Consider the following 23,799-nt stretch of genomic DNA (forward strand, 5'->3'; position numbering starts at 1 on the left):
GTTAATGAGCAAAAACAAACAAGCCATCTCTTTCGAAGATGGCTTGTTTAAAGTTTTATCCTGATGATTATTTTTTAGCTGCTGCAGCTTCTTCCTGCTTCAACTGTCTTGTCATCACTACAGACGCAACAGGAATACGCGGAGAGTTTAAGATCTCCATATCAGGAGCTTTAATATCTTCGATCCTGATGTTTCCGTTGATCTCGAGCTCATCGATCGGTACTTCGATCGTTTCAGCTAAATGCTTAGGTAATGTTTTTACTTTAACAGATTTGATCTTGGAAACAAACCTACCACCGGCTTTTACACCTTTTGCAGTACCGGTATATTTCAAAGGAATAGTAGCGATTACTTTCTTGTCTTCTACTAACTCCAATAAATCTACGTGAATCAACGCATCGGTTACTTTGTCAAACTGAAGGTCTTTCAGAATGCATTTGTAAGTAGCTCCGTCCACTTTAATTTCTGCGAACTGGAAATTAGGTGTGTACACCAGATGTCTGAATGCTGCTGCCGGCGCGCTGAAGCTAACCTCTTTGGCACCCCCGTAAATTACAGCAGGCACGTGTCCCTGAGAGCGAACCTGGCGGGTGGCTGACTTGCCAAATGCGGTCCTCAGTTGTCCTTCGATTGTAATTGTGTTCATTTTGTATGTTGTTTAAAAATTTACTAACTCGTCCTCAGGTTAGAGTGTACAAACAGGCTTGTGATACTCTTGTTCTCGAAAGCATGCTTGATTGCTATTGAAAAAAGCTCGGCTACCGAAATCACTTTTATCTTAGCACTTTCTCTCTTAAGCGGGATGGTGTTACACACCACCAGCTCTTCCATTACACTGTTCTCGATTGTTTCGTATGCCTTTCCGCTCATAAGGGGATGCGTAATCATGGCTCTTACACTATTTGCTCCTTTCTCCTTGATCAGCGATGCACATTTTGCCAAAGTGCCTCCTGTGTCGCATATATCATCTATAATCACTACGTCCCTGCCTTCCACATCACCGATCAACGTCATGCTCCCAATCTCGTTTGCACGCTTCCTGTGCTTGTCACAAATAACCATTTCTGCATTAAAATAGCTGGCTATTTCCCTGATCCTGTTGGTTGCTCCCACGTCGGGGGCCGCAAAGGTAAGGTTTTTTAATTGTAAGTTTTCGATGTAAGGGATAAATACGGCGTGGCTGTCCAGGTGATCCACCGGTATGTCAAAATATCCTTGTATCTGAGGCGCGTGTAAGTCCATGGTAATCACCCTGTCTGCACCCGCCGCCGTGATCATATTGGCTACCAGCTTGCTCCCGATAGCTACCCTTGGGCGGTCTTTACGATCCTGGCGCGCGTATCCGTAATAAGGCAATACGGCTATTACTTTATAGGCCGACGCTCTTTTGGCGGCGTCGATCATCAGCAGCAATTCCATCAGATTATCTGCCGGAGAATAAGTACTTTGAATCAAGAAGATATAGTCTCCCCGGACGCTTTCGAGATAATTCGGTGAAATTTCGCCATCAGCAAAACGTTGAATACTTACATTTCCCGGTTCACAACCGAAATGTGTGCAGATTTCTGTCGCTAATTCCCTTGATGCTGTTCCTGAGAATATTTTAGCAGCGTGTGGAATGGATTGAGCTTTGTGCATTGTTTTCTTGAATGAGCGGCGAAGATATTTTTTTATTTTATCTGAGCCATAGATTTTTATAATTTATTGATCCGCCGTAACAACTAGTTCGTCCTCGTTGCTGAAATGATCGTAAGATTTATTACATTGTGCTATGCAACCGACTAACACCATCAAACATTGGGCGAAAGACGACAGACCAAGAGAGCGTTTGTTATCCGTTGGCGCCGAACACCTTAGCGATTCAGAATTACTCGCAATCCTCGTACACAACGGCACCCCGCGGCGATCGGCGGTGGACCTGGCGAAAGAAATCCTGAAATTGGGCAACAACAATCTGAATGAACTGGGCAAGGTGAGTGTGAATGAATTCACGCAGATAAAAGGCATCGGATTGGCGAAGGCGATCACTATTGCCGCGGCCATGGAACTCGGCAGAAGGCGCCAACTGGGCTACCTCCCGGATAAAAACGCGTTGCTGACCTCGAAGGATATCGCAGCCTTTTTAAAGGAACGGCTTAAAGACTACCGGCATGAAGTGTTTGCAGTTATTTTCCTGAACCGGATCAACAAGGTCATCAGCTTCGATATTGTAAGTGAAGGCGGTATTACGGGAACGGTGGCAGACCCGCGGGTCATTCTCAGAAGAGCCTTAGAAAAAAATGCGGTAGGCCTTGTCCTGAGCCATAATCATCCCTCAGGCAGTGTCAAACCCAGCAACGCCGACACGATGCTTACCGAGAAGATCAAACAGGCGGCTGCTTTCCTGGACATTAAAGTGCTGGATCATGTGATCGTAAGCGATGCCGGCTATTACAGCTTTGCAGATGCCGGTGAGCTTTGATTAGCTAAAAGACATTTTGTAATCCACCTTGATCTTCCCGGAAGAAATGTCGGTGAGTTTGCGCTTGAGCAGTTTTCTTTTGAGCGTGGGCAGATGGTCTATAAACAATTTTCCCTCAATATGATCGTATTCATGCAGGATGACGCGGGCGGTGATACCGCTGTAAGTGTCGGTATGCACATTAAAATCTTCATCCTCATATTCGATGGTCACTGATTCAGGACGCATTACATCTTCCCTTACTTTGGGAATACTGAGACAGCCTTCATTGTAAGACCAGGGTTCTCCGTTCAATTCTTTGACGTAGGCATTGATAAAAACCTTTTTGACCCCTTTATCGCCGGGGTAAAGGTCCCGCTCATCGTCTTCGAGGTTTTCAATAATTTGTTCAGAATCCACCACGAAAATCCGGATGGGACGGTTGATCTGAGGCGCTGCAAGACCCACGCCATTACTGGCATACATCGTCTCCCACATATTGGAAATCAATTCTTTGAGGCCGGGATAATCGGGCTCTACATCTTCTGCTACTTTTCTTAAAACGGGGTTGCCGTATGCTACAATGGGGAGAATCATGCGTGCAAAGATAATTATTTGCGGCGGGATTAACGACGGAAGTCGGGAGGAAGTCAGAGGTCGGAAAGTCCGGGGTCGGGGGTCGGAGGTCCGGGGTTGGTCGGGATTGGGGACACCATACATCCTACCTCAGAAATCAAACATCAGCCATCCTACTTCTGACATCAGACATCATCCTCCTGCTATCGGTTCAGATACTCCTGCAACATGATGGTGGCGGCGATCTCGTCTACGAGCGCTTTGTTGCGGCGCTGCATCTTTTTAAGTCCCATTTCAAGCATGGCATCTTTCGCCATTTTGGAAGTATAGCGCTCGTCCACCGTTTCGAGGGGCATGGCCGGAAAATGTTTTTTCAGGTCTTTGATGGCTTTAAGCACCAGCGGTGTGGCGTGCGTGTCACTTTCATCCCAGTTTTTGGGTAAGCCGATGATGATTTTTTCTACGGGCTCTTTCAGGAAATAATCCTTCAAAAAAGCAACCAGGGTTTTCGAGTCGATGGTGGTAAGGCCCGTCGCTATGATCTGAAAAGGATCAGTCACGGCAATGCCTGTGCGCTTTAGACCGTAATCAATACAAAGAAGTCTCGCCATGCCTAGCCGTTTGAATAATGTAAATAATGAATCAGGAGATCAGCGATCACGAAGACCGCAAAAACCACCGACGCGATGCCATTGGCCGTCATGAAGGCAAGGTTAACACGCGCGAGATCGTTTGGCCTTACGATGCTGTGTTGATAAATCAACATACCGAAAAAGACCGCGATGCCGGCCCAATACAACCAGCCAAAATCTCCCTGCACTCCGGCTATTGTGACGCAGGCCGCGCTTAAAAAGTGTAATAGTTCTGACACGCGCAGCGCTTTCCGCTTTCCTAACGCAGCCGGTATAGAAAAGAGCTGATGGTCGCGATCAAACTCTTCGTCCTGCAAGGCGTAGATAATATCGAAGCCACTTACCCAAAAGATCACCGCGAAGGAAAAAAGAACAGGCAACAGATCGAAGTGCCCCGTTACAGCCAGGTAGGCCCCGATAGGTGCCAGGGATAAGCCCACGCCTAATACCAAATGACACAGGGGCGTGAAACGCTTGGTATAGCTATACCCCAGCACGACGGCGAGCGCCACAGGAGATAAGTAAAAACAAATAGGATTGATAAAATAGGTGCATACCACAAACAACGCGGCATTCAGTATGGTGAACCATAGTACGCTATCTGCCTTCAGCAAGCCGGCGGGAATTTCGCGAACGGCCGTGCGCGGATTCCGGGCGTCGAAACGCCGGTCCAGGTAGCGGTTGAAAGCCATGGCTGCGCTGCGCGCAAAGATCATGCATAAAATGACGAGGAGAAACAGGTACCATTTCTGCTGAAAGAATAAGGACACAGATCCATTATACTGATCTGCATTCATGATACCCAGGAAAAAACCAATCAGGGCAAAGGGCATCGCAAAAATGGTATGCGAAAATTTAACGAGACTCAGGTATTTTTTTATCGTTGACACTTTATCCTAAGTATTTTTTTAACCGTTCTTTCAACTCACCATCGGTGATGGATTGTTGTTCCGACTTGTCATAAATTTAAAATGAAATGATAGTTTCTTCCATAATCTGAACACAGGTAATCACTCTCGCGCCCCCGCTTTTACCGGAAGCTTTGCTGCGAATCGCCAACCTTATCTTGTAGCAATGATTTCCTAACGGCTTACCTTGACGAGGCTGGGTACAGAGATTTTCAAGCAATATCGAAAAAACCTGTTTAAGAGATGGATACTTTCGGGACAGACGCTTAATCTCCCTCTCAAACTCCTGTGTAAAAATGATGCTATAGTTCACCCAGCAAATCTTTTGCTTCCCGGAGCTTTTTCCGTCTTTTAAGATAAAGAGCTGCTTCCTGAGCACCTTTTTCGACACTTTTTAAAACATGCGCCTTTGAAGGTTCTTTATATATTTCCGTTTTCACCTTCATTCTTTTTAAAAAAGTGATGATTTCATCGTATTGCCGGCTGCTGGAAGGTTTTACAATAATCGTTTCCATAAAGCAAAATTAAACTTTTCCGGAGAGTTTCCTGCGTACCAGTTCCCAAAGCACAACGCCTGCCGCGGTCGCAATATTGAGAGAGTGTTTCATACCCGACTGAGGAATTTCCACACATCCATCGCACAGCGCGATGGTGTGCTGCTCTACCCCGGTCACTTCATTACCGAAAACCATGGCTATCTTTTCGTCGCTCTTCCATTCAAGATCATTCAACATGGTACTGTCTTGCACCTGCTCTACCGCATAAACCGTGTAATTCCGGGCACGCAGCTCTTTTATCGCCTCTTCCGCATTGGTAAAATGTTTCCAATCGACAGCATCTTCCGCTCCCAGCGCGGTCTTTTTTATTTCCTTATGGGGAGGTTTGGCCGAATAGCCGGTAATATAAATGGCCTCGATTAAAAAGGCGTCGCTGGTCCTGAACACACTCCCCACATTGTAAGCGCTCCTTATATTCTCAAGTACTACGATGACGGGATTCTTTTCAGACGCTTTCACTTCATCGATCGACTTGCGCCCTAATTCCTCCATGCTCAATTTTTGCATCGCGCAAAATTAGGCCGATAATTTCAGAAGGGAAAATGTTTGTAAGAACAGCATGACTACCGGATTTATGGATTAAACGAGAAAAATAACGGTGTAAGGCTATAACCATATCGTTCGGTTGAGAGAAAAACGATTTGTACACATTAGCCGCTGCCGGTTATATAAAATGAAAATCCGGCTGAGGTTAACAGCCGGACTAGGATAAGATATGGTTTGGTTTAGAGTAAAATATTATCTACCGGTACCAAGACCGATGTTGTAAGCTAAGCCAACACCGATAATGCCCGCGTTATACTTTTGTGTTGCGTTGCCAATATGAATGGCTCCGTTATCACCTGTAAATACTTTTGAGTAGTGAGCGAAGATGTTCCAGTGACGATTGTGATAACCCACTTCAGGTTTCAGATAAAAGCCGCCGTTAGGACGCGTAGTACCATTGTTAGCTGCTACGTTCTCATCGCCGGTGATCACACCGTAGCCAAGATCTGTTCCAATATAAATACCTTCTGCTTTCGGATAATATCTGAATAAAGCAGCCACAGGAACTACACCAAAATCATTATTGTTTAAAGTGATTCCTCCTACTTCATTTTCTTTTCCGAAGTTGTGCTGGTAACCAGTAGCAACACCCAAACCGAAATGCGGGGTCACCAAATTCTGGTAAGCAACGTCAATGCCTGCTCCAGCAGCCGCATTGTTATTAGGTACAGATGCACCGGCTAAAACGCCGATCTTAATCATATTCTTCATGCTTTGTGCCTGTGCGACACCTGCTGTAAATAACATTGCCGCTCCTATTAAAATCGCTTTTCCTGTTTTCATTGCTATTTATTTAATTAGTTTAAAGGCTTTGAGTGGGCCTGAGCATTGCCTGCTCAGATTTTGCTTCTTTAGACAAATGCCGTGCCAATATGGTTGCACTTATAAAATTAATTTTTGAAAAACCATTGAACAGGCTTCTTGATTCGTCATATCAACTTTTAATGACAGCGTTCCCTATCGCACAATGCAGGCATCTTTTCTGATCACAGTATTGCGTTTTCAGTTCGATCATCGATTGGGAATCGTAGGCAGAGTTAATGGCCAGGCCCAAGGCTTTGAAGCCGTTTGTTATCACATTGCGTTCGGGAGCCGTTTCTTCCAGCCATCGGAGCGCCTTATCTTTTATGTGCTGAAGCTGATGCGTAGCGCCATATATAAACAATATCGGTACGATAGTATTGATGACAATGTTATTGATCATATCCGCCCCCACTGCTTTTTCCTTGAAAGCCGGCTCATCCATAAGCGTATAATGATAGTTCCAAAAATCATTTGGTACAACTGCAAACCAGCTTTTCACTACCTGCAATTGGGGTTCTTCGATGATCTTCGAAAACAAGTGTGCCGCATTATGCACCAAAGCGGCCATTTGCGCCAGTCGAACAGTGGGAAAATTCAAGGGCCGCATTCTTAAGAAGTGCACCGGGAAAGCAATCGGTTTCAAATCATATTTCTTTCTCAGGAACTGATATTCCTGTTGAAGTAATAACACGTACTTGTCGCCAGCATTTGCCTGGTTGAGCAGGCCAGCCTGTCCCAGCAGCAAGGCTTCCAGCTGGATCACCTGCAACTTATGCTTCGCCAGGATATTCAGCGGGATGCTTTTTGCTATTGCTTCGAACGCATCGCCGTTGACCTTTGTTCCAAAATTTCTCGCGAGCAACCACCAAAAGCTCTCTTCCCAATGCGTACTGTTAAGCGCTAAATAGCCTGCGACCATACCGGCCTTTCTTTGCATGCGTTCAGCAATCAGGCGATCCTTCCAGATCGAAAGGATCAGTCGCTTTACATTTCCTATTACATGCTGACAAGCGATGAACTGGCGGGAAGCCATCAGATCAGCGTAGCGATTCAATAACGCTTTGGAGATGCGCCCACTTAATTCCAGCGTCGGCAAATTATTGATGATAGCATCGTGTTCGTATACGACATGTAGTATCACGTTTTTGTAATTGACATCTACGTCGTGTTGGTGCTTTAACCAATCTGAGGTTTTGAGATGGATCTCAACGGAGCCGGCCCAGATCGTGCTTCCGATCCTGATTTTAGCATTGGTAAAGTCTGGTCCCTGTGAGGTATTGAGGGTACCAGGCACAATAATTTCCACGGCATCGCCATGGGTTGTGATCAACCTGGATGGATTAAAATACTGGAATCTCCATATAAATTGCAGCAGGTTTTCATTCATAGGCGTTAGTTTTTCAGTAGTGAAAAGCACAAAGTCGGTTTGTCGCAAGACGCTCAAAGACGTGGATCGACGATGAAGCGCTCCGCATTCAGGTCAACAAGACAATGCGCAATGGATGTTTACGTGTTTCTCTAAGAAAAGTCCGCTATAAAAATATTAAATATTCAACGACTTTCCGCCTGCCGGAATTTAAGTTTCATGTAAGAAATGCTCTTTGACACCTTACAAGGTCGCAAATAGCAGATGATCATTAAATACTTTTCAAAGCCATCACCACTTTATTTACCGGAAGCCCCATCACGTTATAAAAATCCCCATTGATCCTTTTAATACCCACCACCCCGATCCATTCCTGGATGGCATAGGCACCGGCTTTATCATAGGGTTGATACTTATCGACGTAAAACGCCAGCTCGTCCCGGGTCAGTTCGTTAAATACCACCTCCGTTGTGTCGGCGAAGCAGATTTGTTCATCTCCTTTCAGGATAGCGACTCCGGTCACCACCTCATGGGTATTGCCTTGCAAGGCACTTAAAATAGCAACAGCGTCCTCCCGGTCGTCAGGCTTCCCGATGATGCGACCATTCAGTACGACCATTGTGTCAGCCGCGACAATGACACGGTCCTGCTTCAACTGCTGTTGGACAGCCACCGCTTTTTTCAGGGCAATATGCATGGCCGCATCGCGTGGATTCATCCCTTCAGGAAAGGTTTCCTCTACGGGCTGAACGATTACCTCGAACGGTACTTCCGCCCATTCAAGCAATTGTTTTCTTCGGGGAGATGATGAAGCTAATACAACAGGATCCATAAACATTATAAATAAATATAGAAGAACAGCATCGACAGAATACCGGTAAACATTACGCCCTTAGTGTAATTGCTTAACTGATGGTAAGCCGCCGTGGACTGTGCGTTCAGTAGCTTTTTAAAAATATAGAGCAAAGGCAATACGATGCAGACAAAGCAATAGATCACCGCCAGCCACCATTGAAATTGTAATACATAAAACTGGATGACCAACAGCATAATGATCAGTATCGTGAGCCAAACCATTACATACATTTTGGTTGCCTGGATACCCCAAACGATGGGCATGGTCCTGCATCCAAATTTTTCATCGCCGGGCATATCTTCTATGTCTTTGATGGCCTCTCTTATGAGGGAGATGACAAAAGCAAAGCCGCCATACAGCATCGCAAACCTGAATAGCCTGATCTGTCCGGCATCGCTGTGACCGAATGCATCCATAAACGAATACTTCGACAGGAAAATGATCAAGATCGTCCAGGCGGTGAGTAGCGAGACAATGATATTGCCGATCAACAGGTCCTTTTTAAACCGGGAAGAATAAAACCACAACAAGATCACGCAGACAACATTGGCAAAGACCAGGTACCACCTGGAAAAGAAATTGACAGCAATCGCCGTTAAGATGATTCCCGAGATACTCAGGATCAGGTGCCAGGCCAGCGCCCAGCGCCGGCTCAGGGTTTTATCGAGCACCATTTTTCCGGGTTTGTTTACGAGATCAATATTAATATCGAAATAATCATTGATAATATACCCAGCTGCTGCAATGAAAACAGATGCCATTACCAATAAAATAAACTGGAACGTATTATGATCCGGGATATCGTTGGAATAAACAGACCGATATATACAAAACTCGAACAGAACCTGGGTGATCACGATGAACACCAGGTTCGGCCAACGTATCAATCTGAAAAATGGCTTTATTAATGCCATGCTTAATGTTTAAAATGTCGAACTCAATTACCTGGAAGCCACAGAGGCGGTTTCATTCCAGTCTCCTCTTACTTTCAGCACTTTTTCGATCACGTCTCTCACGCAACCCGCACCGCCGTTTTTTACTGATATATATTGAGCCACGCTCTTTACGTCGGTGACCGCATCAGCAGGACAGCAGCTTAAACCTACTGTGTCGAAAACCGGCAGGTCGGGCATATCGTCGCCCATGAACAAGGCGGTGCCTAGGTTGAACCCATGCTGCGCAGACAATGCTTCAATAAAACCCTTTTTGTCTTTTACCCGGAAAAAAATGGACGTGATACCGAGATAATTCAGGCGTTTTTCTACGGCGCTGGGCGACGAGCCGCTGACGATAAAAATCTGGTATCCCTTTTTAATCGCCAATTGCAATGCATAACCGTCTTTAATATTCATATGGCGTGCCATTTCTCCGCTTTCGAGTACCAAAACACTCCCGTCTGTCAATACGCCGTCTACATCAAAGATAAATGTGTCGATCTTCTGAAAATCACTCAAAACATTCATTAGATAAATTTTCAGCTGCAAATGTAATTGAATGTCAGTTGGAATCGCGCTTTGTGTCTCACAGAACCGACGGATTAACACGGAATTTTCAAACAGCGGCCCATCTTTAAGACACAGGACGGCCCAATATGCTTTCCGTTAAAAATTCATACAGCTTCAATAATTGAGGATGCTTTTCCAGCAGGGCGATATGTTTATGGATGGTCTCTATATCTCCCCTTGCTGCAGGGCCGGTTTGCAGCGTGGAGGGCGGCGCCTCGCGTAACCGGTAAAAAGTATTATCAATGAGTGGGAGCAGCTCGGAGAAAGCGATACCTTCTCTTTTACAATAATTTTCAGCCAGGGTAAACAAGTGGTTGGAAAAGTTATTGACCAGGACTGCTGCGAGATGCAGTTTAGCCCTTTGATCATAATCGGCGGTAAAGGAGGCTTCTTTGTAAATAGATCTTGCCAGCCTGTTTAATGCATTCCGGGTCTCTTCATTGGCCCCTTCTATATAAATAGGTATCTCAGGGATCTGTTCCTGCTCCTTTCTCAAACTTTGTAACGGATAAAACACGCCGAAATGATCGGTCACCTCTTTCAGCACTTCCATTTTGACCGCCCCGGCCGTGTGAGCCACTACTTTTCCGGGAAGCTTGAGGTCCTTAGCCACGCCCGCGATCGCATCGTCGGCTACTGCAATAATGTATACGTCCGCGTCTTTATTGATCAGACTACTATAATTGGCAGATTCGGTGTTCCATTCATACGCCAGTTCCGACGCATCACCCGCATTGCGGCTCAACACCTGCAGAATGCTGTGGCCTGCTGCAACAAATTTTCTGCCTAAGACGGCAGCTACATTTCCTGATCCTATAATTACTATATCCATTGGTCAATGCGCTATTCCGTGTAAAGCCCTGCATCTGCCCTTGGCGTTACTCCGGTCCTATAAAGATACCATTACTCACCTATCTCTCAGCAATTTAACAGCAAAAACATTAATTTAAATTTTAATAATTAATATTTTTATCATATATTTGCCTCACAATCCTCTACTTAGAACACTCTAACCAATTTAAATCACTCTGATATGACAATTATGAAACCTCTTTACACTTCCATCTTTTTGATCGTTATCTCATTAGTCGTTTTCGCTTCCTGTTCCTCAGGCACCGCTCCCAAAACCAGGGCTGAAAGACTGCAGGACATGGCGAAGGATGTTGCGCGCGATGTACTCAAAGAAAGAGACGAAATCAGGAAAAAAGAAAATATCAAATGCGACTATACCGAGCGTCCGGGTACCATCACCATCACGAGCATGGCACCCAGGGAAAACAATCCGAATCAAATGGTGGTGCGTTACAACTTCAAAGCGACTGTGCCCGCGGCCAACGAAGCCGATTTCAGGCTTAGAAATACGGATCAGGTCTTGTTAATCAACGATAAATTTCCGACAAAACAATGGTGCAATCAAAACAGGGTGAGGGTAAATGCCCGCTTTTCCGCCAAGCGCCTTGAAATAATAGAGGGTCGCCTGACAGAATATTGCGATCCTTCCCGGGTGGTTGTTCCTCAGTTCCAGCGGTAATTGATTCAGTTGGTTAAGCGACGGACCTGCGGAGATGCTGCAAATGTCAGCTCTGTTGCTGAAGTTACAGCCCGGGTACAGCCGTATATACCAAACTAATATAAGCTATGAATGAAAAGAAGAATGTTATACGCTTTATAATCATTCCCATTCTGTTATTACTGGCAAACCACAGTTCCGAAGCGCAGGTGCGCGATACAGGTAGGACCGTGCCCCGCAGCTCGTTTTGGAATAGCAAGGCAGTGAATATTTCGGCAGCTCCGCTCGCATTTTTTGCGGGCGCTTCGCTCACCTGGGGATCCAGAGAAAGCATCCGGGAGTTCCGAAACCGATACCTGCCTTCTTTTCGTCATCACTATGATGATTACACACAATATATACCTGCATTGTCGGTGTTTGCGCTCAATGCCGCCGGCGTAAAGGGCAAGCACTCCCTTAAAAGAAGTGCAGTCTCTTATGCATTCTCCGTCGCTATTATGGCAGCTGCAGTGAACGCGATTAAGTATACTTCCAAAGTGCAGCGACCCGGCGGAGGCAATGAATTTAATTCCTTCCCATCGGGACACACGGCTACGTCATTCACCAATGCCACCTTTTTGCACAAGGAGTACGGCCAATACCGTCATCCGCTTTATAGTGTTGGCGGTTACTCATTGGCAACTGCCACCGCGGTGGGCCGCCAGCTCAACAACCGGCACTGGATATCCGACGTACTGGCCGGTGCAGGCATCGGCATTCTCAGTACGGAAGTAGCTTATATCCTGGCGGATAAGATCTTCAACGAGAAAGGTGAGCGGGAGCCTTTAGGATTTAATCCGCGGCCCATTCAACGCAAGCCCAGCTTTCTCGAGATCAAGGGTGGATTTGCCAACGCAACATCTTCCAACCTGACCGCGAAAACAGCCGACCTGTTTGCAAAACGGGGCGTCCATCTGGGCATTGAGGGCGCCTGGTTCTTTCATAAGCATTTTGGCATTGGTGGGTCCTTTGCGTTTTCCAGCTTTCCCGTCAGGGGTGATAATTATCGCCTGTTAGATTATCCTGATATTCAAATGATCAGTGAGGGGTATTATACCCAACCCATGGGAATCCGTTATTTGCATGCCGGTCCTTTCTTTAGTTACCCGCTATCTCATAACTGGTTTATCACCGGTAAACTAAACGCCGGATCATCCGAGGGCGCTGAAGGAAGTGTGCTCCTGAAATTGAAGGATCAATATGCTGAAGAATTTGAAGCGAGCGAACTGCCTCTGTTAAAATACAAGCCTAAACGTGCCTTTAGCTGGACGACAGAATTGGGCCTGCAAAAAAGAATCGGTCACAACCTGGCCATTAAATTGTATGCAGGCTATCTCAAATCGAAGAACAGATTTGTTGTAGATCAACTGGATGGACTGGATGAAGACGGGAATTATACCTATGAGACATTCAGGGAAAACAAAATAAAATATAACCACCTGACTTTTGGCCTGGGGCTCACCGCATTTTTATGGTAACGATACCGTTATAACAAGTGTGCGGGTCGTCGTTTTCATTGAAGACCGCTTTGGGCGCATAACATTTTTTAAGTTGATGATGTTTTTTAACCGCAGCGCACGCAAAGCATACACAAAGAACACTAAGTGAATAGCTGGATGACACTGACAGCAGGCAACTTTGATACTTCGATACGTTCCGGACGTATCCGGCGCGGTTCCCAACCTATCCGGCCGGGTTCCGCACTGATCCATACCATTGTTATAATCATTCGTAGCAGTTGGAAACCTGTCTAAAGCGGTTCAAGATCCCTATCGCGAGGTACTCAACCGCTCGATACCGGTTGTTTCACCCGGAAATATACGTTCCGGACGTATCCGGCGCTGCTCCCAACCTATCCGGCGGGGTTCCGCACTGATCCATACCATTGTTATAATCATTCGTAGCAGTTGGCGACCTCTCCGAAGCGGTTCTACACCTATATCGCGAGGTATTAAACCGCTCGATACCGGTTGTTCCACCCCGGAATACACGTTCCGAACCTATCCGGCGCGGTTCCCAACCTATCCGAACCAGTTCGAGACCTGTCCGGATGGTTCCGGAAGCCGGTGGAAGTATCTCGGCAACCCATTGAAGGGAGCCGTAGTATAAATATTTTTTTTAAAATATCATTTTATTTTAATATCTTACTATACACACCAAAGCAGAAAACATGAGAACACACCTAACCACCAGAGCTATATTTGCTTGCTTAGCTACTTTAATTATCATTTTATGCTGCACCTGTCAGCGGCAGGATGTATTGCCTGGCTCCGGTCCTATCGACCAGCAAAAGGCGCGAGCCTGGTTGCAGAAAAACGGCCTGGGCTATAAGAACGGGACGATCACGGTGCAGGGTGCCGATGGACAAATGCTTACCGGCCAGTTGGACTGGAGCAAAGCGAGCCAATATAACTGGCAGGGCAGAGATTATATGGATGTGCCTTACAAGTTTGACCGCTATGGCTACTGGATTCCGGGTAGTGATGTGATGGCCCCGGCTTCTTTTAATTTAGTGTTGCGAAAAGGGGATGCTACTGGTTTTGAGGGTGCGATGCGCACGACTGTTTACGAGCCTGAAGCGGAAAATATGGTGACAGGCGAAAAACAACCGGCATTGTTACAGACCTATCAATATTTGGACGGCGGCGATGGGAATGTGTGGCAAAGTGAAGGCAGTTATAATGACGTTCGGGCGGTGCAGCGCATTGAGTTGACGCAGGAGGAAATGCTTCTTATGAAAAGGAAAATGCAACCAGGGACATCAACAGTGCCGAGGGTTGCGCAACAATGCGAGGTAACGGCTATTACCACTTATGCTACTCATTGTTATTACGCAACGCCTGAACACGAGGCGGATCAGCATGCCACCTGCTATTCACTTCCGACGACCACGTATGTCACCACCTGCGACGAAGACCCTAATCGCTATTTCACAGGGGGTGGAGGAGGAATCCCGCCTCCGCCTCCGTTTCCGCCGGCGCCACCTCCAATAAATGTGCCACCGGAGATAACGCCGTTGGAAGATCCCTGTGCGGAAGCAAGAAGACAGGCTGAGGAGCTTAAAAAGGCGCTGAAAGATCCAAAAGTTAAAGAACGACTTGAAAAGTTGATCAATGATCATGCAGGTGCAGCTAACGAATATGGCTTTATGATTTACAAAAAGGCTGATGGAACTTATGATGTGACTCCGATAGTTACATCCGGTAGCTCCAAATCGCTCAATTTCGAGAACGATGCCTCCTTAAATTTTGTCGCTATCGTACATACCCATCCTCCAAATTCGTCGGGCGTGCATTCATCCACAGATATTTATGGTCTTGAGAAGAATCTTACCTATCCCAACTTTGTAGGTAACCTTGTGATTCACGGACAGGACATGTACCTTTTGAGTGTAACAGATCAAAATAAATACAGTAAATTCCTGGAGAAAAAAGACAAGTATTACGATAAGGATGCCGAATTTGGATGGAAAAAAAAGTCGAGAATTGATAATGCATTTAGATCGTTCGTTGCCGATTATCTACAATTAAATAAAAATGAGGATGCAGTATTACCTACTCAATTGTACTTAATGAACGAATTCAAAATGGGTGTAAGTTTCCAGAAATGGGATGGAACCAATTTTAAAGCGCAGGAAACAAAGGCAACTTATAATAATGCTACGGGGTCCAGCTCTAGTATTAATATGGGCGGCGGGACCAACTCCTCAAAATATTCAGAGATCGAAGTGGAAGATAAAGATTGTTAGATATTTAACCCTACAAACACTTAAACATGAAAAAACTATTTATTATTATAATATTTGTAGCTGCTTCCAATCACTTAACGGCGCAGGGTTTGCAATCGTATGCTGATACGGCCAATTACCTGATCCGGAACTTTGAACAGAAAAAATCGCAATTCATTGGCAAGCCCTTTTCAGTGCTGTTAGATAGCTTAAAAATAAAGCCCGTCCACGCCATTAATGGATCAGGATACACCAAGAAGGCAAATTTTGGGAAATCTATTAGCTGTTATTTCAATCACGAACGCGAGTTCTCAAAAACACATTTCGTGATCATAGATTTTGATACTGTTCCTCCGTACGAAGTTATGTATGAGCTGTTTTTCCCATCGACGGGTGGTCTTGGTCAAATACAAGCCATCTTAAATGTCTATAAACCGCTTATTGTTAAAGATGTGTTGGTGAAGGATTATGGCCAGGATGATAACCCGGATCCGACAATTGATGATAACTAAACATGAAAAAACTATTTATTACGGTATTTATTGCCGCATCCATTAACTCCGGGGCGCAGGGTTTACAATCGTATGCTGATACGGCCAATTATCTGATCAGGAACTTTGAACAAAGAAAATCGCTCTTTGTCAACAAGCCATTTTCTTTGTTGTTAGATAGCCTAAAAATAAAGCCAGTCGACGCGCATAGCAGCGGAGGAGGTAAAAAAACAGACGTGGGTAAATCAGTTTATTTCGAGTTCAACAATAATAGGGACTTTTCAAAGTCTCATTTTATGATTGTTCATTTTAAAAATGTCCCTCATTATCAGCAATTGTACAACTTATTTTTTCCCACAAGCGGTGGTTTTGGAAAAGTTCAAGATATCCTAAATGCGTACAAAACGCTAACGGTAGAGGACGTATTGGTGAAAGATTATGGCCAGGATGACAATCCCGATCCAGCTATAGATGATAATTGAACATGAAAAAACTATTTGTTATTACAATATTTGTAGCTGCTACCAATCACTTAACGGCGCAGGGTTTACAATCGTATGCTGATACGGCCAATTACCTGATCCGGAACTTTGAACAAAAAAAATCGCAATTCATTGGCAATCCCTTTTCAGTGCTGTTGGATAGCTTAAAAATAAAGCCGGTTTCCGCAATACAGGGCTATCGAAAAACAGAGGATTTTGGAAAAGATCCAACATTTGACTTCAACTATCAGCGTGAATTCTCAAAGAAGCATTTTATAATCGTTGATTTTGATACTGTTCCTCCGTACGAAGTTATGTATGAGCTGTTTTTCCCATCGACGGGTGGTCTTGGTCAAATACAAGCCATCTTAAATGTCTATAAACCGCTTATTGTTAAAGATGTGTTGGTGAAAGATTATGGCCAGGATGATAAACCCGGATCCGACAATTGATGATAACTAAACATGAAAAAACTATTTATTACGGTATTTATTGCCGCATCCATTAACTCCGGGGCGCAGGGTTTACAATCGTATGCTGATACGGCCAATTACCTGATCCGGAACTTTGAACCGAAAAAATCGCAATTCGTCGGCAAGCCCTTTTTGGTTATAACGTATCGACATCTTCTTTGGTCAACCCGGTAAGCTCTATAATTAGCTCCACATCAATACCCTTTTTCTTCATCAATTTCGCCACTTCTTGCCTCCCTTTTTCCTCAGCCGCCTTTTCATAGCGCTTTTTAATTTCGTAGGCCGGCATATATTTGAGGCTTTGCTCCAGCTCGGTGAGCAAACCCGTATCGGCAAAGCTGTAGTAGGCTGTTTCGGCGATGATAAGGTGGTCTAGCACAGGGACATTCATAATCCTGCCTGCCTGTATTAAACGATCGGTGAGATCTTCGTCTGCCCCGCTGGGTTCAAGCTCCCCGCTGGGATGATTGTGCACCAAAACAACCGAAACAGCCCGCTTCTGTAACGGTATACTAAAAACCTCCATGGGTTCTACCAATGTTTGTTTGATCGTTCCCAGGCTTACCAATTCAATATTGAGGATCCGCTTGGCACCGTCCAGGCTTATCGTCCAGAAATGCTCCCGGTTGCGGTCTATCCTGCTCTCCCGGATCAGTATGCGTTGCATAATATCATATAGATCCTGAGAACAACTGACTTTTATTTTGTCTTCTTGTTTTAAACGTACGTTCATGGGTGTTTTTATTTTTCTCCATAAATGTAAGGTTTTTCAACAGGCTCTGAGGCTGCCGCATGAGTTGAGTGCATAACATTTTTTCTTTTTATGTGATTTTTTACCGAAAAGTGCGCAAAGATTTGTTCGCAAAGCAGGCAGAGCAGGATAAAAATGTGATGGACCCACTGCTTTCGATGCTCATCGGTTTTGGTCTATCTTCGTAGCACATGAAAATGCAGGATTTCGCCATCAGTTATTTTCGCACGCGGATCAGGGCGCTGTCTTTTTATTCAAAGAAGAAAGCCGCCGATGCCGCATTTAAAATTTTCTGTACACCCTATTCCCGGATGGTATATGAAACCGGACAAATCAAAAACGCTGAACATCTTTCCCTGCCGTTTAATGGATTGAAGACCATCGGTTACCGGTGGAACAGAGGCGGCTCCAAAAAATTACTGATTGCACACGGATTCCGGTCAGCGTCTGCCAATTTTCAACATATTGCCGTTCCACTCGCTGACAAGGGTTATGAGGTGCTCGCATTCGATGCTCCCGCGCATGGACTGAGCGAGGGCAACACGCTGAACGCCGTAGAGTATACCCATTACATTGCGCTGATCAACCGCGAGTACGGACCATTTGATGCGTATCTGTGCCACTCTTTCGGCGGATTAGCCACCAGCATGAACCTGGCGGAAATGACTGACAACAGCTCTGTCAAAACCGTACTGATCGCGCCCGCGGCTAACTCAGAACAGCTGATTGAATCCTTTTTTAAAGAATTGCGTATTAAAGACCGAACAGTACAACAGCATTTTTATTCGATCATTGAACAGTTGAGCGGTAAGACGATCGACTGGTTTTCCATCAAACGCTGCGCGAAAGATATCCAGGGTGATACCTTGTGGATCCATGATGAGGATGACAAAATCACACCCATCAGAGACGCCAAAGAAATCAGGGCGATAGGCCTGCCCAATTTTCATTTTCACTTTACGCACAACCTGGGACACCGGCGTATTTACCGCGACGAAGCGGTCATTTCGGCCATCATTCATTTTTTATAAATACCCCGTAAAAAACGTCGGTCAGTTACAAATTATCGGGCATTTCTAAAAAATGTACTAATCTTGTCGGCGAAATTGTCTGCTGCCCGTTTTTTATCACACACATGCAGCGGGCTTATAATTATAATAGCGTATTAATACATGGCGAAGAATTTACTGATAGTGGAGAGCCCCGCGAAGGCCAAGACAATCGAAAAATTCCTGGGAAAAGATTTCCAGGTAAAAAGTTGTTTTGGGCATATCCGTGATTTGGAAAAAGCAGGGATGGGTATCGATATTGAGAAAAAATATGAACCGCGCTATGTGGTGAGTGACGGGAAAGAAAAGGTAGTAAAAGAACTGAAAACCCTTGCCGGCAAAAGTGAAGAAGTGTGGCTCGCAACGGATGAGGACCGCGAAGGAGAAGCGATCAGCTGGCATTTATGCGAAGTGTTGGGCCTGGACCCCCGCCAAACCAAACGTATTGTTTTTCACGAAATTACGAAGCCAGCGATAAAAGCAGCAGTGGAAATGCCACGTAAGCTGGACATGAACCTGGTGAATGCGCAGCAGGCCCGCCGCGTGCTGGACAGGATCGTAGGTTTTGAGCTGAGCCCGGTGTTGTGGCGTAAGATCAGCGTGAAAAATAACCTGAGCGCTGGAAGGGTGCAAAGTGTTGCGGTAAGACTGATTGCGGAGCGGGAGCGCGAAATAAACGCATTCGAACCGCAAAGCAGCTTCAAGCTGGAAGCCATTTTCACCGCTACCGATAACAGTGGCAAGCAGATTCAGTTCAAAGCAGAAGGCAAACGCTTTAACGACAGCGAAGGAGCCGAAAAATTTTTACAGTCCTGCCTTGGTGCCGCGTATACCGTTAGCGACATACAGGTGAAGCCGGGGAAACGCACGCCAGCAGCTCCTTTCACCACATCTACCCTTCAACAGGAAGCCAGCCGCAAACTCGGCTATGGCGTGAGCAAAACGATGCGGATCGCGCAACAGCTTTACGAGAACGGACATATTACCTATATGCGTACGGATAGTGTAAACCTGAGCGACACGGCCTTGGGAGATATTACCAACACGGTAAAAGGCATGTATGGTGACAATTATCACCAGTTCCGTCGTTATAAAAACAAGAATCAAAGCGCGCAGGAAGCGCACGAAGCGATACGCCCCACTTACATGAACCATACTACAGTAGAAAATGCGGAGTGGAAGCGACTGTATGAGCTGATCTGGAAACGGACGATGGCCAGCCAGATGGCTGACGCCCAATTGGAGAAGACAACCGCCACCATTGATATTTCGACGAATAAAGAACACCTGACCGCGTCGGGAGAAGTGATCAAATTTGAAGGTTTTTTAAAAGTATATCGCGAAGACCGCGACGAAGAAGATATTTCAGAAGATGAAAACGCAGAAGGCATGTTGCCGCCATTGAGCGTGAACCAGCAACTCCCGCTCGTTCAGATGACGGCGACTGAAAAGTTTACCCGTCCTTCGCCACGCTACACAGAGGCTTCCCTGGTGAAAAAGCTGGAGGAGCTGGGTATCGGCCGACCATCGACTTACGCTCCCACGATATCGACGATCATGAAAAGAGAATATGTGGAGAAAAGGGATAAGGACGGCGTGCCAAGGAATGTCCGGCTGCTTACTTTAAAAGATGAGCAGATCGGTAAAAAAACATTGACCGAAACAACCGGCGCCGAAAAGTCAAAGCTGTTTCCTACCGACCTTGGGCTGGTAGTAACGGATTTCCTGAAGCAGTACTTTGATGATATCATGGACTATGGCTTCACGGCGCGGATCGAGAACGAATTTGATGATGTGGCAGAAGGGAAGCTCGAATGGAATAAAATGATCGACGAATTCTATAACCCGTTTAAAGAAGACGTTGATAAGACCATCGAAACAGCGGAGCGTATTAAGGGCGAGCGCGAGCTGGGTAAAGATCCGCAAACCGGCAAACCGGTGATCGCCCGGATGGGCCGCTTCGGTCCGATGGTACAGATCGGAAGTGCCGATGAAGATGAGACGCCAAAATTCGCCTCGCTTCAGAAGGGCCAAAGCATCGAAACGATCACGTTTGAAGAAGCGATGGACCTGTTCAAGTTGCCCGCCGTTCTGGGAACATTTGAAGACAAGGAAGTATCTGTAAATATCGGGCGCTTTGGGCCTTATGTGAAGCTCGGAGACGATTTTATATCCATTCCCAAAGGAGAAGATCCATTCAGTGTAGACCTGGGCCGCGCCATCGAATTGATCCGCGAAAAACAAAAAGCAGATGCACCCATCGCGGAATATGAAGGGAAGCCGGTAACCAAAGGCAAAGGCCGGTTCGGTCCTTTTATTAAGTGGAATGAAATGTTCATCAACGTTCCCCGGCGTTATGATTTTGAAAACCTGACGCAGCACGACATTAACGAACTGATAGCCGCCAAAGTAGAAAAAGAAGCCAATCGTTTCATCCAGCAATGGCCGGAAGAAAACATCGCATTGGAAAATGGCCGTTGGGGTCCGTTTATCCGGTTTGGAAAAAAGATGATCAAGCTGGGCAGAAAAGCGGACGGCGAAAAATATACGGCGGATGACCTGGCCACTGTGTCACTGGACGATGTGAAAAAAATGATCGTGGCGGAAGAGCCCGGCGCATTTGATAAACCAGTAAAGAAAGCGGCCGCTAAGAAAAAGACGGCTGCAAAAAAGAAGGTTGCAGCCAAAAAGAAAAAGTAGTCGGCTTATTGATGTAAGGGATTTCAGCAGATATACTTCAAAACGGCGCTTACTACCATCTTAATCGTTTAGACCTGTTTCGGTGAACCGTCTTTTGATGCTTTAAGTCTGTGCCTTTACTTCGTGTGCGTTTAGCAGCATAGGCAGCCAACGTAAGGCTTATATTTTTACCGGAATAACCTGGGAAGTGTTTAAATATGCGTCAGACCGTCCCGGTCTGACGCTTTTTTTTGATCCTAAAATGCACTGCCCAATGCACGAAAAGAGCATTATACTTGAATTCGAGGCATTGATTTCCTAATTTCGGTTCGACCTTGATAACATTCCTGGTATCGATACAAACGGTCCGTTAATCCTGTACCTTTACAACTGTACTGTTGACAGCATTTTAATTTCTAAACCAAATATCCATCAAAATGAAAAGCCTTTTATTTTTTACAGCATTGATCACGCTTTGTAGCTTTACCTTCTTCGACCCTATTACTCCTGAAGAACGTTCCGACCTGTTATCTTACCGGACATCGGCCCAATCGCTGCTCATGAAAGAGGTCAAAGGACTTTCTGAAAAGCAACTCAACTGGAAAGCCAATGATTCTTCATGGAGCATAGCGAATTGTCTGGAACATATTACGCTTACAGAGAAATCGATTTTTGAATGGGCAATGGGCACATTAAAAGAGAATGCCGATCCGTCAAGAAGACAGGAGGTAAAAAACACTGACGAGCAGATCAAAAACATGATCGAGAGCAGGGACCATAAAGCAAAAGCACCTGAAACCTTACAGCCAGGTGGCCAACTGGGCGACTACAAAAAAACATTAGCCACGTTTAACCAGCAGGCTTCGGACCTCGAAAGATATGTAAAGACAACGAAGGATGACCTGCGCAACCACTTCGCTAAAACACCGGTAGGAACGGTAGACGCTTATCAATTACTGCTTTTTCTGACAGCCCATACTAAGCGGCATACCGCTCAGATCATAGAAATCAAAGCCATGCCGGGCTTTCCGAAGTAAGATGGTCAGATAAAAAGATGGTTCCATTCGACTCCGCATTGAACAATGGCGGCAGAGAAACCCTCACCCACTCTTCTTACTCCGGTAACAGCACCTGGTCTATCCGCTGGATGACACCGTTGATATGGTTAAGATCATGAGTCGTGCTGGGTGGCGCGCTCAGGATAATATTGGATGCGGTTGCATTACCCGAACCTTTAGCTGTGGCGGAGGTAACACCGGTAGCGCCGAAAGTGCCTTTTAGCGCCACACCTGCATGATCAGCCACAGAAGCGTTCAGTAAGGTAGGCACTGCCACCGCAGCTCCTGCAGGGAAATTTACCGTAAAGTTGCGATAACCCAATGTCACGGTACCCGGCTTCGCCAGGATATGATAGGCTACGATTGCCTGGGCCACCTGACGTGTCATCACCGCGGCAAGCTGGTCTCCATATACGGGTATGGACGCCGGATCGGCAATGATAGTAACTCCATACGTATTTACCAGTCCGGTCGCGGCCAGGCTGGCGACTGCCTGCGGCGTGCCCTGAGCTACCAATGCCTGAGTGATCCTGCCAATCAACAATTGCTCAAACGCAGCATTGGTAGGCGCCAGCACCGTGAAGTTTGCATTGGGCGTACTCAACGCGGACTGAAAGGTACCATTCGGGTTGGTTCCGCCATCAGCGCGTATCACAGCCGCCCGGAAATACGTATAACTCCCGCCGGCATTAGCTGCGATGGTTTGCCAGAGCACTTTATCCGGCGGCAATAAGGCTACATAGGTTTTGTGCATTACGCCATTCGAAGCCGGGATATCCGGTGTTGCGATCGGAACATTGTTGGCAAAAGCCGCCGTTCCCTGTTTGCCTAAAAAGACCGGCATCCTATAGCCGGGAGGTAAAGTAGCGGACGGAGGCGCCAACACCAGCATACTTTGCAGATACAGATTCAGCGCGGGTGCTACGGGATTGATACGGGCGGTAGTCAGTTGCTCTCCACCTATCAAATGATATTTTAACAAAGTATCCAGCTTACCGGCAGTAAAAAAATTGAGTGATGCCGGATCGGCAGGCAGTCCAAGCAAAGCAAAGGATCGCAGGAGCGCTGCATTATCCGGAGCGAAGAAGGTGACCTGCCCTGTAGGGTTGCCCAGGATATCGGAAAGCTGGCCTGTAGGACTGGCAAAGGTAGCCGCCTTGGCAACCGCCGCTTTAAGGATGGAATAATCGGGCGCATCCAGCTTCTGCAGGATCGTTTCTGTCTCCGGGGAAGGGTCCGGCGTGAGCGGTTCTGCCTCCGGCAATTCTTTATTACAAGCCAGCAACGTCACCACGACGATGAGCAGCACTGCGGGTAGTTTACTGATGGATGTAGGATGGATGGACATAT

25 protein-coding genes are annotated in these 23,799 nt (G+C 46.0%); 10 read left to right on the forward strand and 15 right to left on the reverse strand.

The window, feature by feature from the left end; genetic code table 11:
- Positions 1-67 precede the first annotated feature (67 nt).
- Together ACU37H_RS05335 and ACU37H_RS05340 are read right to left on the reverse strand one after the other, a co-directional pair.
- The gene (locus tag ACU37H_RS05335) at positions 68-646 is read right to left on the reverse strand and encodes a 50S ribosomal protein L25 (RefSeq protein ID WP_472705894.1); all 579 of its coding nucleotides are present in this window, start codon (positions 644-646) and stop codon (positions 68-70) included.
- Positions 647-669: 23 nt separating this feature from the next.
- On the reverse strand, positions 670-1,638 hold the full coding sequence (locus ACU37H_RS05340; protein WP_472705892.1) for a ribose-phosphate diphosphokinase: 969 nt from the start codon (positions 1,636-1,638) through the stop codon (positions 670-672).
- Positions 1,639-1,771: 133 nt separating this feature from the next.
- Here ACU37H_RS05340 and radC point away from each other — a divergent pair, with 133 nt between their 5' ends.
- A complete protein-coding gene (gene radC, locus ACU37H_RS05345; RefSeq protein WP_472705890.1) occupies positions 1,772-2,461 on the forward strand; it encodes a RadC family protein in 690 nt (229 codons plus the stop codon).
- Here the strand turns inward: radC and def are convergent, their stop codons facing one another.
- From def to ACU37H_RS05400, 11 genes are all read right to left on the reverse strand, one after another.
- Entirely contained in the window at positions 2,462-3,037 is a 576-nt protein-coding gene (def, locus tag ACU37H_RS05350; protein ID WP_472705889.1) for a peptide deformylase, read from the reverse strand. It abuts the gene before it with no gap.
- Positions 3,038-3,219: 182 nt separating this feature from the next.
- The gene (ruvX, locus tag ACU37H_RS05355) at positions 3,220-3,627 is read right to left on the reverse strand and encodes a Holliday junction resolvase RuvX (protein WP_472705887.1); all 408 of its coding nucleotides are present in this window, start codon (positions 3,625-3,627) and stop codon (positions 3,220-3,222) included.
- A 2-nt stretch (positions 3,628-3,629) separates the two neighbouring features.
- A complete protein-coding gene (locus ACU37H_RS05360) occupies positions 3,630-4,538 on the reverse strand; it encodes a UbiA-like polyprenyltransferase (protein ID WP_472705885.1) in 909 nt (302 codons plus the stop codon).
- 320 nt (positions 4,539-4,858) lie between these two features.
- The gene (locus tag ACU37H_RS05365) at positions 4,859-5,071 is read right to left on the reverse strand and encodes a hypothetical protein (RefSeq protein ID WP_472705883.1); all 213 of its coding nucleotides are present in this window, start codon (positions 5,069-5,071) and stop codon (positions 4,859-4,861) included.
- A gap of 9 nt (positions 5,072-5,080) precedes the next feature.
- On the reverse strand, positions 5,081-5,620 hold the full coding sequence (locus tag ACU37H_RS05370) for an RNA methyltransferase (RefSeq protein ID WP_472705882.1): 540 nt from the start codon (positions 5,618-5,620) through the stop codon (positions 5,081-5,083).
- Positions 5,621-5,851: 231 nt separating this feature from the next.
- Positions 5,852-6,442: a hypothetical protein gene (locus tag ACU37H_RS05375; protein ID WP_472705880.1), complete on the reverse strand. Its 591-nt coding sequence runs from the start codon at positions 6,440-6,442 to the stop codon at positions 5,852-5,854.
- A gap of 151 nt (positions 6,443-6,593) precedes the next feature.
- Entirely contained in the window at positions 6,594-7,850 is a 1,257-nt protein-coding gene (locus ACU37H_RS05380; RefSeq protein ID WP_472705878.1) for a DUF2851 family protein, read from the reverse strand.
- Positions 7,851-8,100: 250 nt separating this feature from the next.
- A complete protein-coding gene (locus tag ACU37H_RS05385; RefSeq protein ID WP_472705877.1) occupies positions 8,101-8,661 on the reverse strand; it encodes a Maf family protein in 561 nt (186 codons plus the stop codon).
- Between the two features lie 5 nt (positions 8,662-8,666).
- Positions 8,667-9,599, reverse strand: a complete 933-nt coding sequence (locus ACU37H_RS05390) for a geranylgeranylglycerol-phosphate geranylgeranyltransferase (protein ID WP_472705875.1) — start codon at positions 9,597-9,599, stop codon at positions 8,667-8,669.
- A 27-nt stretch (positions 9,600-9,626) separates the two neighbouring features.
- Positions 9,627-10,148: a KdsC family phosphatase gene (locus tag ACU37H_RS05395; RefSeq protein ID WP_472705873.1), complete on the reverse strand. Its 522-nt coding sequence runs from the start codon at positions 10,146-10,148 to the stop codon at positions 9,627-9,629.
- Positions 10,149-10,254: 106 nt separating this feature from the next.
- Positions 10,255-11,022, reverse strand: a complete 768-nt coding sequence (locus ACU37H_RS05400; protein WP_472705872.1) for a Rossmann-like and DUF2520 domain-containing protein — start codon at positions 11,020-11,022, stop codon at positions 10,255-10,257.
- Positions 11,023-11,223: 201 nt separating this feature from the next.
- Here ACU37H_RS05400 and ACU37H_RS05405 point away from each other — a divergent pair, with 201 nt between their 5' ends.
- The 6 genes from ACU37H_RS05405 to ACU37H_RS05430 all read left to right on the forward strand — a co-directional run bounded on the left by ACU37H_RS05405 (position 11,224) and on the right by ACU37H_RS05430 (position 16,891).
- Positions 11,224-11,721, forward strand: coding sequence for a hypothetical protein (locus ACU37H_RS05405; RefSeq protein WP_472705871.1), 498 nt, complete (start codon positions 11,224-11,226; stop codon positions 11,719-11,721).
- A gap of 107 nt (positions 11,722-11,828) precedes the next feature.
- Positions 11,829-13,217, forward strand: a complete 1,389-nt coding sequence (locus ACU37H_RS05410; protein WP_472705869.1) for a phosphatase PAP2 family protein — start codon at positions 11,829-11,831, stop codon at positions 13,215-13,217.
- Between the two features lie 692 nt (positions 13,218-13,909).
- A complete protein-coding gene (locus ACU37H_RS05415) occupies positions 13,910-15,487 on the forward strand; it encodes a hypothetical protein (RefSeq protein WP_472705867.1) in 1,578 nt (525 codons plus the stop codon).
- A gap of 26 nt (positions 15,488-15,513) precedes the next feature.
- The gene (locus ACU37H_RS05420; protein WP_472705865.1) at positions 15,514-15,978 is read left to right on the forward strand and encodes a hypothetical protein; all 465 of its coding nucleotides are present in this window, start codon (positions 15,514-15,516) and stop codon (positions 15,976-15,978) included.
- Between the two features lie 2 nt (positions 15,979-15,980).
- Complete coding sequence (locus ACU37H_RS05425) at positions 15,981-16,439, forward strand: hypothetical protein (RefSeq protein WP_472705863.1); 459 nt, start codon at positions 15,981-15,983, stop codon at positions 16,437-16,439.
- A 2-nt stretch (positions 16,440-16,441) separates the two neighbouring features.
- Positions 16,442-16,891, forward strand: a complete 450-nt coding sequence (locus ACU37H_RS05430; RefSeq protein ID WP_472705861.1) for a hypothetical protein — start codon at positions 16,442-16,444, stop codon at positions 16,889-16,891.
- A 157-nt stretch (positions 16,892-17,048) separates the two neighbouring features.
- On the opposite strand, the gene ACU37H_RS05435 is transcribed toward ACU37H_RS05430, so the two are convergent.
- Positions 17,049-17,645, reverse strand: coding sequence for a JAB domain-containing protein (locus tag ACU37H_RS05435; protein ID WP_472705859.1), 597 nt, complete (start codon positions 17,643-17,645; stop codon positions 17,049-17,051).
- Positions 17,646-17,854: 209 nt separating this feature from the next.
- Between ACU37H_RS05435 and ACU37H_RS05440 the strand changes: the two genes are divergently transcribed.
- The 3 genes from ACU37H_RS05440 to ACU37H_RS05450 all read left to right on the forward strand — a co-directional run bounded on the left by ACU37H_RS05440 (position 17,855) and on the right by ACU37H_RS05450 (position 22,428).
- Entirely contained in the window at positions 17,855-18,694 is an 840-nt protein-coding gene (locus ACU37H_RS05440) for an alpha/beta hydrolase (RefSeq protein ID WP_472705857.1), read from the forward strand.
- A 141-nt stretch (positions 18,695-18,835) separates the two neighbouring features.
- Positions 18,836-21,412 carry a type I DNA topoisomerase gene (gene topA / locus ACU37H_RS05445; protein WP_472705855.1) on the forward strand — a complete coding sequence of 859 codons (2,577 nt, stop codon included), beginning with the start codon at positions 18,836-18,838 and terminating at the stop codon, positions 21,410-21,412.
- 416 nt (positions 21,413-21,828) lie between these two features.
- Positions 21,829-22,428: a DinB family protein gene (locus ACU37H_RS05450; protein WP_472705853.1), complete on the forward strand. Its 600-nt coding sequence runs from the start codon at positions 21,829-21,831 to the stop codon at positions 22,426-22,428.
- A gap of 76 nt (positions 22,429-22,504) precedes the next feature.
- Here the strand turns inward: ACU37H_RS05450 and ACU37H_RS05455 are convergent, their stop codons facing one another.
- A complete protein-coding gene (locus ACU37H_RS05455) occupies positions 22,505-23,797 on the reverse strand; it encodes a fasciclin domain-containing protein (RefSeq protein WP_472705851.1) in 1,293 nt (430 codons plus the stop codon).
- Positions 23,798-23,799: the final 2 nt, after the last annotated feature.

Source organism: Niabella sp. ZPM-14, from assembly GCF_055693045.2.